Origin of the sequence: Pseudomonas sp. 2hn, from assembly GCF_019646095.1 — a bacterium.
GTDB lineage: Bacteria > Pseudomonadota > Gammaproteobacteria > Pseudomonadales > Pseudomonadaceae > Aquipseudomonas > Aquipseudomonas peradeniyensis.
Window position 1 is genome coordinate 1,921,307 of the sequence record NZ_CP081016.1, and the last position, 12,156, is coordinate 1,933,462.

Here is a 12,156-nt window from a genome sequence, read left to right on the forward strand (position 1 = left end):
ACGTCCGCCGGACCGGATCACACGGGAAAACCCGGGGTCAACGGTCACAGGTGGTGCGGCGCCAGTAATGGCGCAGCGCCGAAGCGCAGTACCTAACGAAGACGGTAAAAAGCATGAATCTTCACGAGTATCAGGGTAAGCAGCTGTTCGCTGAGTACGGCCTGCCAGTTTCCAAGGGTTTCGCTGTCGATACCCCTGAGCAAGCTGCAGAAGCCTGCGACAAGATCGGCGGGAACGAGTGGGTCGTCAAAGCCCAGGTCCACGCCGGTGGTCGCGGCAAGGCGGGCGGCGTCAAGCTGGTTCGCAGCAAGGAAGACGCCAAGGCGTTCGCTGCTCAGTGGCTGGGCAAGAACCTGGTCACCTACCAGACCGACGCCAACGGTCAGCCAGTTTCCAAGATCCTGGTCGAGTCCTGCACTGACATCGCCAAAGAGCTGTACCTGGGCGCTGTAGTCGATCGTTCGAGCCGTCGCATCGTGTTCATGGCCTCCACCGAAGGTGGCGTGGACATCGAGAAAGTCGCTCACGAAACTCCTGAGAAGATCCTCAAGGCCACCATCGATCCGCTGGTCGGCGCTCAGCCGTTCCAGGGTCGTGAACTGGCGTTCCAGCTGGGTCTGGAAGGCAAGCAGGTTCAACAGTTCGCCAAGATCTTCGTAGGCCTGGCCAAGCTGTTCAAGGATCACGATCTGGCCCTGCTGGAAGTGAACCCGCTGGTGATCAAGGCCGACGGCGATCTGCACTGCCTCGATGCCAAGATCAACATCGACGCCAACGCCATGTACCGTCAGCCGAAGCTGAAGACCTTCCACGACCCGTCGCAGGACGACGCCCGTGAAGCCCACGCCGCCAAGTTCGAACTGAACTACGTCGCCCTCGAAGGCAACATCGGCTGCATGGTCAACGGTGCCGGCCTGGCCATGGGTACCATGGACATCGTCAACCTGCACGGCGGCAAGCCAGCCAACTTCCTCGACGTGGGCGGCGGCGCTACCAAAGAGCGCGTTACCGAAGCGTTCAAGATCATTCTGTCCGACAGCAATGTCGCGGCCGTCCTGGTCAACATCTTCGGCGGCATCGTTCGCTGCGACATGATTGCCGAAGGCATCATCGGCGCTGTGAAAGAAGTCGGCGTCAAGGTTCCGGTTGTCGTTCGCCTCGAAGGCAACAACGCCGAACTGGGCGCTAAAGTACTGGCAGAAAGCGGTTTGAACATCATTGCGGCAACCAGCCTGACCGACGCTGCTCAACAAGTTGTCAAAGCTGCGGAGGGCAAGTAATGAGCGTCCTGATCAATAAAGACACCAAAGTCATCTGCCAGGGCTTCACCGGCTCGCAGGGTACTTTCCACTCCGAACAAGCCATCGCCTACGGCACCAAGATGGTCGGCGGCGTCACCCCGGGCAAGGGTGGCACCACCCACCTGGGCCTGCCGGTGTTCAACACCGTGAAAGAAGCCGTAGAGGCCACCGGCGCTGACGCGTCGGTCATCTACGTACCGGCTCCTTTCTGCAAGGACTCGATCCTGGAAGCCGCCTTCGGTGGCATCAAGCTGATCGTCTGCATCACCGAGGGTATTCCTACCCTCGACATGCTGGACGCCAAGGTCAAGTGCGACGAGCTGGGCGTGACCCTGATCGGCCCGAACTGCCCAGGCGTGATCACTCCGGGCGAGTGCAAGATCGGCATCATGCCGGGTCACATCCACCTGCCAGGCAAGGTCGGTATCGTTTCGCGTTCCGGCACCCTGACCTACGAAGCTGTGAAGCAGACCACCGACGCCGGCTTCGGCCAGTCGACCTGCGTCGGCATCGGCGGTGACCCGATCCCGGGCTCCAACTTCATCGACATCCTGAAGCTGTTCCAGGAAGACCCGAAGACCGAAGCGATCGTCATGATCGGCGAGATCGGCGGTTCCGCTGAAGAAGAAGCCGCGGCCTACATCAAGGCCAACGTGACCAAGCCTGTCGTTTCCTACATCGCCGGTGTTACCGCACCTGCGGGCAAGCGCATGGGCCACGCTGGCGCCATCATCTCCGGTGGCAAGGGCACTGCGGACGAGAAGTTCGCCGCCCTGCAGGACGCCGGTGTGAAAACCGTGCGTTCCCTGGCTGACATCGGCAAGGCCCTGGCCGAGCTGACTGGCTGGGAAGTCAAGAAGTAAGTAACACGCAGTACCCCCCACGCGCACAAAGGCCACCTTCGGGTGGCCTTTGTCGTTTTTCCTGGCGATCAGCGGCCGTTCCTACACCTGGGAAAATTCGATCACCTCAATCAGGTTTTTCAACCAGACATCTACCCAAATGAGCAATAAATTGTCGCCTAACACGTTCAACCAGACGACAAACACATACGCACATCGGACAAGCAGCACTGTGCCAGTGCGTTTGTCGGGCAAAACAGGTAGGCTACGCGTTCACTCTGTGCCCGTACCCCAAAAGGGAACGACACGCTAAACGGGTCTGGCTCACCAAGCCGGGCAGCATTTCCCTTCATCCTATGGGAAATCCCCTCCGACTCCCGATTTCAGCAGTGTGGTATTTCCTTAAATGAAAGTGTTAAAAGGCCAGGATATCCTGGCGCTTGGCTTTATGACGTTCGCGCTGTTCGTCGGCGCCGGCAACATCATCTTCCCGCCTATCGTCGGCCTGCAGTCCGGTCCGCACGTATGGATGGCCGCACTCGGCTTCCTGGTCACCGCCGTGGGCCTGCCGGTCATCACCGTGGTCGCCCTGGCCAAGGTCGGTGGCGGCATGGACGCCCTGAGCAGCCCGATCGGCAAGTTCTTCGGTGGCCTGCTGGCGGCCGTGTGCTACCTCTCGGTCGGCCCGCTGTTCGCCACTCCGCGTACCGCGACCGTGTCGTTCGAAGTGGGCGTTGCGCCGCTGACCGGCGAGAGCCCGACCGCGCTGCTCATCTACAGCATCGTGTACTTCGCCGTGGTCCTGGCCGTATCCATGTACCCAGGCAAGCTGCTCGATACCGTGGGCCGTTTCCTCGCGCCATTGAAGATCATCGCCCTGGCGGTGCTGGGCATCGCCGCCTTCGCCCTGCCGGCCGGCACCATTGGCGAGGCCCAGCCTGCCTATGCCGCCGCCGCGTTCTCCAAAGGCTTCTCCGATGGCTACCTGACCATGGATACCCTGGGCGCACTGGTCTTCGGTATCGTCATCGTCAACGCCATCCGCTCGCGTGGCGTCGAGTCGCCGAAACTGATCACCCGCTATGCCATCATCGCCGGCCTGATTGCCGGTGTCGGCCTGGTGCTGGTGTATGTCAGCCTGTTCCGCCTCGGCGCTGGCAGCCATGACATTGCCGCCGATGCCACCAACGGCGCGATGGTCCTGCATGCCTATGTGCAGCACACCTTCGGTTCCCTGGGCAGCGGCTTCCTCGCCGTGCTGATCGCCCTGGCCTGCCTGGTGACCGCCGTTGGCCTGACCTGCGCCTGCGCCGAGTACTTCAGCCAGATCCTGCCGCTGTCGTACCGCACCCTGGTGGTGATCCTGGCCGGCTTCTCGCTGGTGATCTCCAACCTGGGCCTGACCAAGCTGATCATGTTCTCGATTCCCGTGCTGACGGCGATCTACCCGCCGTGCATCGTGGTCGTGGGCCTGAGCTTCGTGAAGGACCTGTGGAATTCGCCGACCCGTATCCTGGCCCCGGTCATGCTGGTGTCGCTGGTGTTCGGCGTTGTCGACGCGATCAAGGGCAGCAGCTTTGCCCACGTACTGCCTGACGCCTTGGCGCACCTGCCGTTCAGCAACGAAGGCATGGCCTGGCTGGTGCCTTCGGTGGTTACCCTGGCCGCCGCCGTGGTCTTCGACCGCATGCTGGGCAAGCCGCGCGAGGCGCTGGCCTGATGGATTGAAGCCCGAAGGGCAGGGCGCCGGCCACAAGCCGAAGGGCGCCTGACCAAGGTGGATATCGAAACCCCGCTTCCTGTGAAGGAGCGGGGTTTTTTATTGCCTGTGCCGGCCCTTTCGCGGGTAAACCCGCTCCCACAGGCGTGCGATCCCTGTGGGAGCGGGTTTACCCGCGAAGAGGCCGGTGCAGGAAAACCAAAAAATGGCGCACATGTGTCTTATGGCGAATCCGGGCGTCGAAAACCGGTCTGTTTCTCTTTGACGGGATTCCTGCATGAGCTTCATCCAAAACAACCTGGGCAACCTCCTGGCCGCCTGCTGGTTCGCCATCTGCTGGGGTGGCTACACCCGCTACGCCATCTGGAAGGGGCGCGACACGGCCTGCCTGGCCAGCGTGCTGCACCTGTACCGCGAGGACTGGATGCGGCGCATGCTGCTGCGCGACAACCGCATCGCCGATGCCAGCGTGATCGGCAACCTCGAGCGCAATGCCTCGTTCTTCGCGTCCAGCACGCTGATCATCCTCGCCGGTATCCTCACCGTGCTCGGTGCGTCGGATCGCGCGCTGTCGCTGCTGGCCGACCTGCCACTGGTGCAGCAGGCCTCGCAAGGCATGTCGGAAATCAAGCTGTTGTGCCTGGCGATGGTGTTCGTCTACGCCTTCTTCACCTTCAGCTGGTGCATGCGTCAATACAACTTCGCCGCCGTGCTGGTGGGCTCGGCGCCGATGATCGGCGAGCGCCTGGTCAACGAACTCGAGCGCAAGGCTTTCGCCTCTCGGGCCGCACGAGTACTGTCGCTGGCCGCCAACCAGTTCAACCTGGGATTACGTTCGTATTACTTCGGCATGGCCATGCTGAGCTGGTTCATCAGCCCCTGGTTGTTCATGGTCATGAGCGTGGGCGTGGTATTCATCCTGTATCGCCGCGAGTTTCATTCCCATGTACTGGAAGTGATGGTGTTCACGCCGACCGAAAGTGTTTCGGTCGAGGCAGGCAAGGAAACTTCCGGTATTACCAGCTGAAGCCTTTCAGCGTTAAGCGCCAGGTACAAAAAAACCCGACATTGTCGGGTTTTTTTGTGCTGCGCGATTACTGCTTGGCAGGCTCGGCAGGCGCAGTGGTCGGCGCTGGAGTGGTCGGCGCGGCTTCCTCGGCGGCCTTCTGCTGCGCTTCGGCCTGATCTTTGGCGGCTTCGGCGTTTTCCTTGGCGGCTTCGTTCATCTTATCCTGAGCTTCGCCCATCTTCTCCTGGGCTTGCTCGGCGTGTTGCTGTGCGTCCTGGGCTTTGTCTTCGCTCGCTTTATCGCAAGCAGCCAGGCCCATGGCAGCGGCCAGCATCAGAGCAAAAGCAAAAGGTTTACGCATGGGGTGTTTCTCCTGGGTGGAATAACTTTACTTGTACCTTCGAGTTCACCGGGTACGAATAAGTTCCACAAAGGTTACAGATATATAACTGCCCGACCTATATGGACTTTTTATCCATTTTATGAAGCGAGGGACAATGAACGAGACGCCATTGATGGCGATGGCCGAGCGTTTTCTCTCGGCGCTGAAACATTGCCAGGTATTGCAGATGCGCGTGCATCACGCCGATACCGACGGCATGACGCTGGTGCTGCCCTGGTCGCCGGCCATTGTCGGCAATCCGCAGAACGGCGCGGTGCACGGCGGCGTGCTGACCACGCTGATGGACACCACCTGCGGCATGGCCACGCTCTGCGCGCTGCCGCGCTTAGAGGTGTGCCCGACCCTGGACCTGCGCATCGACTACATGCACCCGGCCGAGGCAGGCAAGGATATCTACGGCCATGCCCAGTGCTACCGGGTGACCCGCGATGTCATCTTTACCCGTGGTACCGCCTACCAGGATGACCCTGCGCAACCGATCTGCCAGGTGGTCGGCACCTTCATGCGCCTGGGGCAGGACGTCAAGGGCGGCATCCGCTTCGGCAACAGCCTCAAGGAGGGCCGCGCGTGATTCCCGCCGACATCCGTCAACAGCTGAACCAGGCCCACGCGCGGGGCGACTACCAGCCCCTGCTGGCGTTGATCCCGTATGCCGGGCTGATCGGCATCGAATGCGAGCGCCAGGGCGACGACCTGCTGTTCCGTCTGCCGGCCAACCCCGACAACATCGGCAATCCGCTGCTGCCGGCGATCCATGGCGGCGTCATCGCCGGCTTCATGGAGCTGTCCGCAGCGCTCTACCTGCTGATCTACAGCGAGAGCGCGAGTATTCCGAAGATCATCGATTTCTCCATCGACTACCTGCGCGCCGGGCATTTTCGCGACACTTATGCCCAGTGTCAGCTGTGGCGCCAGGGGCGGCGGGTGACCAACGTCGCCATCACCGCCTGGCAGGGTGATCGCGACACGCCGATCGCCACGGCGCGCGCGCATTTCAAGATCGAACCGGAAAAGCCCTTGAAATAGTCAGGGCTGCCCCCATCTGTTGGACATCCGCCATCAAAAGCAGGCCAGACGGCCGCCAGGCGCCAACAACCAACAGATTGGAGTTTTGAAGACCATGAGTGTGGAGACTCAAAAAGAAACCCTGGGCTTCCAGACCGAGGTAAAGCAGCTGCTGCACCTCATGATCCATTCCCTGTATTCGAACAAGGAGATCTTCCTGCGCGAGCTGGTCTCCAACGCCTCCGACGCCGTCGACAAGCTGCGTTTCGAGGCCCTGGCCAAGCCCGAGCTGCTCGAAGGCGGCGCCGAGCTGAAGATCCGCGTGAGCTTTGACAAGGCCGCCAATACCGTGACCCTCGAGGACAACGGTATCGGCATGAGCCGCGAAGACGTCATTGCCCACCTGGGCACCATCGCCAAGTCCGGCACCGCTGACTTCATGAAGAACCTCACCGGTGACCAGAAGAAGGACTCGCACCTGATCGGTCAGTTCGGCGTGGGCTTCTACTCTGCGTTCATCGTCGCCGACAAGGTCGATGTGTTCAGCCGTCGCGCCGGGCTGCCGGCCGCCGAAGGCGTGCACTGGTCGTCCAAGGGCGAGGGTGAGTTCGAAGTTGCAACGATCGACAAGCCAGAGCGTGGCACCCGCATTGTCCTGCACCTGAAGAAGGGCGAGGACGAGTTCGCCGACGGCTGGCGCCTGCGCAACATCATCAAGAAATACTCCGATCACATCGCCTTGCCGATCGAGCTGCCGAAAGAACAGGCAGCGGCCGCCGAAGGTGAAGAGCAGCCGGCGCAGGAGTGGGAAACCGTCAACCGCGCCAGCGCCCTGTGGACCCGTTCGCGTACCGAGATCAAGGACGAGGAATACCAGGAGTTCTACAAGCACATCGGTCATGACTTCGAGAACCCGCTGGCCTGGACCCACAACAAGGTCGAAGGCAAGCTCGAATACAACTCGCTGCTGTACGTGCCGGCCCGCGCGCCGTTCGACCTGTACCAGCGCGAAGCGCCACGCGGCCTGAAGCTGTACGTGCAGCGCGTGTTCATCATGGACCAGGCCGAGTCGTTCCTGCCGTTGTACCTGCGCTTCATCAAGGGCGTGGTCGACTCCAACGACCTGTCGCTGAACGTTTCCCGCGAGATCCTGCAGAAGGATCCGATCATCGATTCGATGAAGACCGCGCTGACCAAGCGCGTGCTGGACATGCTGGAAAAGCTGGCGAAGAACGAACCCGAGCAATACAAGGGCTTCTGGAAGAACTTCGGCCAGGTGCTGAAGGAAGGCCCGGCCGAGGACTTCGCCAACAAGGAGAAGATCGCCAGCCTGCTGCGCTTTGCCTCCACCCATGACGACAGCGGCGAGCAGAGCGTCGCCCTGGCCGACTACCTGGCCCGCGCCAAGGAAGGCCAGGACAAGATCTACTTCCTGACCGGCGAATCCTACGCCCAGGTCAAGAACAGCCCGCACCTGGAAGTCTTCCGCAAGAAAGGCATCGAAGTGCTGCTGCTGACCGACCGCATCGACGAGTGGCTGATGAGCTACCTCAGCGAGTTCGATGGCAAGGCCTTCGTCGACGTCGCCCGTGGCGACCTGGACCTGGGCAAGCTGGACTCCGAAGAGGACAAGAAGGCCCAGGAAGAAGTCGCCAAGGACAAGGAAGGCCTGGTCGAGCGTCTGAAAGGCGCGCTGGGTGACAGCGTGGCCGAAGTGCGTGTCTCGCACCGCCTGACCGACTCGCCGGCGATCCTGGCCATCGGCGAACAGGACCTGGGCTTGCAGATGCGCCAGATCCTCGAAGCCAGCGGGCAGAAGGTGCCGGAGTCCAAGCCGATCTTCGAGTTCAACCCGACCCACCCGCTGATCGAGAAGCTCGATGGCGAGCAGAGCGAAGACCGCTTCGCCGAGCTTTCGCACATCCTGTTCGACCAGGCGGCCCTGGCGGCCGGCGACAGCCTGAAGGATCCGGCGGCCTATGTGCGTCGCCTCAACAAGCTGCTGGTCGAGCTGTCCGCTTGATCTGACGCAGACAAAGCCCGCTTCGGCGGGCTTTTTCATTTCTGGCGGGGGCAAGCCCGCTCCCACGAATACATCTATCATGTGCTGACCCGTGAAGCCCAAGGAGAGCTGAATGAGCAAGGTCATCGTCGAATCGCTGGTCTATCACCTGTCAGGCAAAGCCTACGAGAGCCGCCTGGTCTACACCCAGGGCGCGCTGCCGCAGCCGGGGCTGGTGATGGCGCCGAACTGGATGGGTATCGGCGAGGGCGCCGAACGTATCGCCAAGGAAGTGGCCGAGCAAGGCTATGTGGTGTTGATCGCCGACCTGTACGGCCAGTCGGTGCGCCCGTCCAATGCCGACGAGGCGGGCGCGGCGATGATGCCGCTGAAGAACGATCGCGCCGAGCTGCGCAAGCGCATGCAGGAGGCGCTTGCGCAGTTGGTGGGGCAATCGAAGGCCTTGCTGGAGCCCGGCAAGGTGGCCACCTTCGGCTTCTGCTTCGGCGGCTGCTGCGCCCTGGAGCTGGCCCGTACTGGCGCTGATCTGAAGGCGGCAGTGTCATTCCATGGCACCCTGGACACGCCGAACCCCGAAGATGCCAAGCGTATCAAAGGCTCGGTATTGGTCCTTCATGGTGCCTCTGACCCGCTGGTGCCCAAAGAGCAGCTACCGGCCTTCGAGGAGGAGATGAACGCCGCTAAAGTCGACTGGCAGTTGCTCAGCTACGGCGGTGCGGTGCACTCGTTCACCGACCCGAACGCCAATGTGCCGGGCAAGATGCAGTATGACCGGCGTACGTCGGAGCGGGCGTTCCGCTCGATGCATAACTTGCTCAAGGAAGTGTTCCAGCGCTGATACCGCAGGGGGCCGCTTTGCGGCCCTTTCGCGACACAAGGTCGCTCCTACAGGGGCGCGTATTTCTGTAGGAGCGGCCTTGTGTCGCGAAAGGGCTGCAACGCAGCCCCAATTTAGCGAGGCAACTCGATTCTCGACGTTTCCCCAGGCACCGTCGGCCAATCCCCAGCCGCCCAGCGCGCCCGAGCCGACTCGATCAAGGCCGGATCACTGGCCACGAAATTCCAGTTCATCCGCCGCGGCCCATCCAGCGGCGCGCCGCCGATCAGCACCAGTTGGCACTCATCCTCGGCATACAAGCTCACGGCTTCGCCCTCAGGCAGCACGACCAGGCTGCATGGCTCGACTTCCTCGTCATCCAGCATCAACTCGCCTTCGAGCAGATACAGCGCGCGCTGTGCATGTTCCGGCGGCACGATCAGTGTGGTGGCCGGATGCATGCGCACATGGGCATAGAGCGTGGGGGAGAGCACGGGCACGGGGGACTCCAGGCAGAAACCTGTGCCGGCAATCATGCGGATCTGCACGCCCAGGCTGTCGCTGAGCGGGAGGCTGGCCGCCGGGTGGTGGCTGTAGCTCGCCGGCCCTTGTTCGGCGCTTTGCGGTGAGGCCAGCCATACCTGCAGTCCATGCAGGCGCGAGCCTTTGCGAAACACTTCTGTCGGCGTGCGCTCGACATGCGCCACGCCTGCGCCGGCGGTCATCCAACTGACATCGCCCGGCTGTACATGCTGGTCCGAACCCAGGCTGTCCTTGTGCTGGATTTCACCCTCGAACAGGTAGGTGAGGGTGGACAGGCCGATATGCGGATGCTGGCGAATGTCCATGCCATGCCCCGGCGCGTAGTCGGTTTCCAGCATATGGTCGAAGAACACGAAGGGGCCGACGCTGCGGCACTGCGCCGAGGGCAGCGGGCGCAGGATCGGCTGGCCCTCGACCGATTCGGCACGTGGGCGGATGACCAGGGGACTGCTCATGGCGAAACTCCTTGAGGGATGCCTGCAAGCATAGCGTTTCGCCGTCCGTGGCTGAACCGTCGCAGGCGCTGCCCGGTCTACTCTTGCGGGACCGGCAAAGGAGGCTCCGATGATCGCCCGCACACTGGCTTGCCTGCTGTTGAGCGCTAGCCTGCTCGACACCGCGCAGGCCCGCGACTACCGCTACAGCGACGCGCACCTGCACTATGTGGACTTCTTCCAGGAAACCGAGGGCATGCCGGCGCTGCTCAAGGCCATGGACGCAGCTGGGGTCGAGCAGTCGATGATCTCCGGCATCCCGGTGGCCAAGAAGTGGCACGAGGACGAGCCCAAGCGCCCGCGCTATTACGCCGGCGACGACGCCGACGCCTACTGGTACAGCGCCACCGACCTGTATGTCGCTGCCGCGTTGCAGAAGCTGCCAGCAGAGCAACGCCGTCGATTCCACCCGTTCCTCACCGGCTTCAATCCGGTGGACAAGAACGCCGTCAGCCATATCGAACGCATGCTCGAGCTCTACCCGGGGTTGTGGCAGGGCATCGGCGAGGTCTTCACCCGCCATGACGACCTCACCGCCCTGACCAGCGGCGATACGCCGCGGGCCAACAATGAAGCCATGACCCGCATCTACCACCTGGCCGCCGAGCGCGATCTGCCGGTGTTGGTGCATTCGAACCTCACCTCCAAGCGCGAACGCAACCCGCTCTACCTGGCCGAGATCGAAGAGCCGCTGCGCAATCACCCGCATACCCGTTTCATCTGGGCCCACGCCGGCAGCAGCCTGGAGATCCACCGGCACCAGGAGCAGATGGATTTTCTCCTGCCGGTGCTGACCCGGCTGCTGGAGGACTACCCGAACCTGTATGTCGACCTGTCCTGGAGCGTCCTCGAGCCCTACCTGCTCGACCCGCAGGGTGCACCGCGTCAGGACTGGGTGGCGTTGGTCGAGCGCTTCCCGCAGCGCTTCATGCTCGGCTCCGATCTTGTGGGGCGCTTCGACAGCCTGGGTGAGCAGATGCACGCTTTCGACCCCTTCCTCGATGCCTTGCCGGCAGGGGTGGCGGAGCAGGTGAGTCGGACAAATTTTCTTAATCTGCTGCCAAAAGCGGCGAAGTAGCGCGTTTTAGCAGTAGATAGCTTTTTGATATCGCCTTTTCGTCTTACGCAATTTCCAGGCGGCCCGATACCTTCATTAAGCGACGGAACAACGCTTTTGGGAGGGATCCTGGAAATGAGCCTGAGACGCTTGAATATCGCCCCGCGCGCGGGCCTGGGCTTCGGCATCATGGCGCTGCTGGTGGTGGCGCTGGGCGGCTTCGCGCTGCAGCAGATGACCAGCATGCGCCAGCAGTCCGAGCAGGTCGACAACAACTGGCTGCCGAGCGTGATCTCGGTGGGCCGCATGACCCAGGACATGCTGCGCATCCGCGCCTTGACCCTGCGCCTGCTGGTCAACACCGACCCGGCAGCCCAGCAGCAGAACCGTGCCCGCATCGAAGAGATCAAGGGCGGCCTGAGCAAGGCTCAGAATCATTACGATGGGTTGATCGTGCTGCCTGAGGAGCGGACCTTGTTCGACCGCTACCAGGTCCTCGAGCGCCAGTACATGACCTTGCAGGGGCAGGTGGTGCAGCAGGCCACCGATGGGCATGTCCAGGCGGCGGCGGCGCTGGTCAACGGCGAGATGAACCAGTTGGCCGACCAGATGACCGCCACGCTCAACGAGCTGATCGAGCTGAACAACCACCAGGCCAACTCCGCCACCGACCTGGCCGAGGCCGTGTACAACGGCGCGAAGGTCTGGGTCGGCGTGCTGCTGGTGATCGCCCTGAGCCTCACCGTGGTGCTCGCCCTGGCCCTGACCCGCAGCATCGTGCGACCGCTCGGGCAGTCGCTGAAGGTCGCCGAGACGGTCGCCACGGGCGACCTCACGCCGCAGATCACCGTGCAGGGCGACGATGAGCCGGCGCGCTTGCTGGCGGCGCTCAAGAGCATGCAGCAGAGCCTGCGCGAGACCATCGGGCGGATTTCCGATTCA

11 protein-coding genes and 1 pseudogene are annotated in these 12,156 nt (G+C 62.4%); 10 read left to right on the top strand and 2 right to left on the bottom strand.

What is annotated here, in order from left to right; genetic code table 11:
• Positions 1-113 precede the first annotated feature (113 nt).
• From sucC to K2O50_RS08790, 4 genes are all read left to right on the top strand, one after another.
• The gene (sucC, locus tag K2O50_RS08775; RefSeq protein WP_003254205.1) at positions 114-1,280 is read left to right on the top strand and encodes an ADP-forming succinate--CoA ligase subunit beta; all 1,167 of its coding nucleotides are present in this window, start codon (positions 114-116) and stop codon (positions 1,278-1,280) included.
• The gene (gene sucD / locus K2O50_RS08780) at positions 1,280-2,164 is read left to right on the top strand and encodes a succinate--CoA ligase subunit alpha (protein WP_004376004.1); all 885 of its coding nucleotides are present in this window, start codon (positions 1,280-1,282) and stop codon (positions 2,162-2,164) included. Before sucC ends, sucD begins: the two co-directional genes overlap by 1 nt.
• A 385-nt stretch (positions 2,165-2,549) precedes the next feature.
• Positions 2,550-3,863, top strand: coding sequence for a branched-chain amino acid transport system II carrier protein (brnQ, locus tag K2O50_RS08785; RefSeq protein ID WP_050706519.1), 1,314 nt, complete (start codon positions 2,550-2,552; stop codon positions 3,861-3,863).
• 277 nt (positions 3,864-4,140) lie between these two features.
• Complete coding sequence (locus K2O50_RS08790) at positions 4,141-4,890, top strand: DUF599 domain-containing protein (protein WP_050706518.1); 750 nt, start codon at positions 4,141-4,143, stop codon at positions 4,888-4,890.
• A 67-nt stretch (positions 4,891-4,957) separates the two neighbouring features.
• Here the strand turns inward: K2O50_RS08790 and K2O50_RS08795 are convergent, their stop codons facing one another.
• Positions 4,958-5,233 carry a hypothetical protein gene (locus tag K2O50_RS08795; protein WP_050706517.1) on the bottom strand — a complete coding sequence of 92 codons (276 nt, stop codon included), beginning with the start codon at positions 5,231-5,233 and terminating at the stop codon, positions 4,958-4,960.
• A 136-nt stretch (positions 5,234-5,369) separates the two neighbouring features.
• Between K2O50_RS08795 and K2O50_RS08800 the strand changes: the two genes are divergently transcribed.
• The 4 genes from K2O50_RS08800 to K2O50_RS08815 all read left to right on the top strand — a co-directional run bounded on the left by K2O50_RS08800 (position 5,370) and on the right by K2O50_RS08815 (position 9,141).
• Entirely contained in the window at positions 5,370-5,846 is a 477-nt protein-coding gene (locus K2O50_RS08800) for a PaaI family thioesterase (RefSeq protein WP_050706516.1), read from the top strand.
• Positions 5,843-6,301 (top strand): PaaI family thioesterase, encoded by a 459-nt coding sequence (locus K2O50_RS08805; protein ID WP_050706515.1) that lies wholly within the window; start codon positions 5,843-5,845, stop codon positions 6,299-6,301. The genes K2O50_RS08800 and K2O50_RS08805 overlap by 4 nt, the downstream gene beginning before the upstream one ends.
• Before the next feature lie 94 nt (positions 6,302-6,395).
• Positions 6,396-8,303, top strand: coding sequence for a molecular chaperone HtpG (htpG, locus tag K2O50_RS08810; RefSeq protein WP_050706514.1), 1,908 nt, complete (start codon positions 6,396-6,398; stop codon positions 8,301-8,303).
• Between the two features lie 112 nt (positions 8,304-8,415).
• Complete coding sequence (locus K2O50_RS08815; RefSeq protein ID WP_050706513.1) at positions 8,416-9,141, top strand: dienelactone hydrolase family protein; 726 nt, start codon at positions 8,416-8,418, stop codon at positions 9,139-9,141.
• A 113-nt stretch (positions 9,142-9,254) separates the two neighbouring features.
• Here K2O50_RS08815 and K2O50_RS08820 read toward each other — a convergent pair whose 3' ends face one another.
• A complete protein-coding gene (locus tag K2O50_RS08820) occupies positions 9,255-10,118 on the bottom strand; it encodes a pirin family protein (protein WP_050706512.1) in 864 nt (287 codons plus the stop codon).
• A 109-nt stretch (positions 10,119-10,227) separates the two neighbouring features.
• Here K2O50_RS08820 and K2O50_RS08825 point away from each other — a divergent pair, with 109 nt between their 5' ends.
• Together K2O50_RS08825 and K2O50_RS26880 are read left to right on the top strand one after the other, a co-directional pair.
• Entirely contained in the window at positions 10,228-11,235 is a 1,008-nt protein-coding gene (locus K2O50_RS08825) for an amidohydrolase family protein (protein ID WP_050706511.1), read from the top strand.
• Positions 11,236-11,403: 168 nt separating this feature from the next.
• Positions 11,404-12,072: pseudogene (locus K2O50_RS26880) on the top strand (MCP four helix bundle domain-containing protein); the annotation flags it as partial.
• Positions 12,073-12,156: the final 84 nt, after the last annotated feature.

Bases quoted from the DNA above. Each gene is read 5' to 3' on its own strand.
- sucC (WP_003254205.1), top strand. From the start codon at position 114: ATGAATCTTCACGAGTATCAGGGTAAGCAGCTGTTCGCTGAGTACGGC.
- sucD (WP_004376004.1), top strand. From the start codon at position 1,280: ATGAGCGTCCTGATCAATAAAGACACCAAAGTCATCTGCCAGGGCTTC.
- brnQ (WP_050706519.1), top strand. From the start codon at position 2,550: ATGAAAGTGTTAAAAGGCCAGGATATCCTGGCGCTTGGCTTTATGACG.
- K2O50_RS08790 (WP_050706518.1), top strand. From the start codon at position 4,141: ATGAGCTTCATCCAAAACAACCTGGGCAACCTCCTGGCCGCCTGCTGG.
- K2O50_RS08795 (WP_050706517.1), bottom strand. From the start codon at position 5,233: ATGCGTAAACCTTTTGCTTTTGCTCTGATGCTGGCCGCTGCCATGGGC.
- K2O50_RS08800 (WP_050706516.1), top strand. From the start codon at position 5,370: ATGAACGAGACGCCATTGATGGCGATGGCCGAGCGTTTTCTCTCGGCG.
- htpG (WP_050706514.1), top strand. From the start codon at position 6,396: ATGAGTGTGGAGACTCAAAAAGAAACCCTGGGCTTCCAGACCGAGGTA.
- K2O50_RS08815 (WP_050706513.1), top strand. From the start codon at position 8,416: ATGAGCAAGGTCATCGTCGAATCGCTGGTCTATCACCTGTCAGGCAAA.
- K2O50_RS08820 (WP_050706512.1), bottom strand. From the start codon at position 10,118: ATGAGCAGTCCCCTGGTCATCCGCCCACGTGCCGAATCGGTCGAGGGC.
- K2O50_RS08825 (WP_050706511.1), top strand. From the start codon at position 10,228: ATGATCGCCCGCACACTGGCTTGCCTGCTGTTGAGCGCTAGCCTGCTC.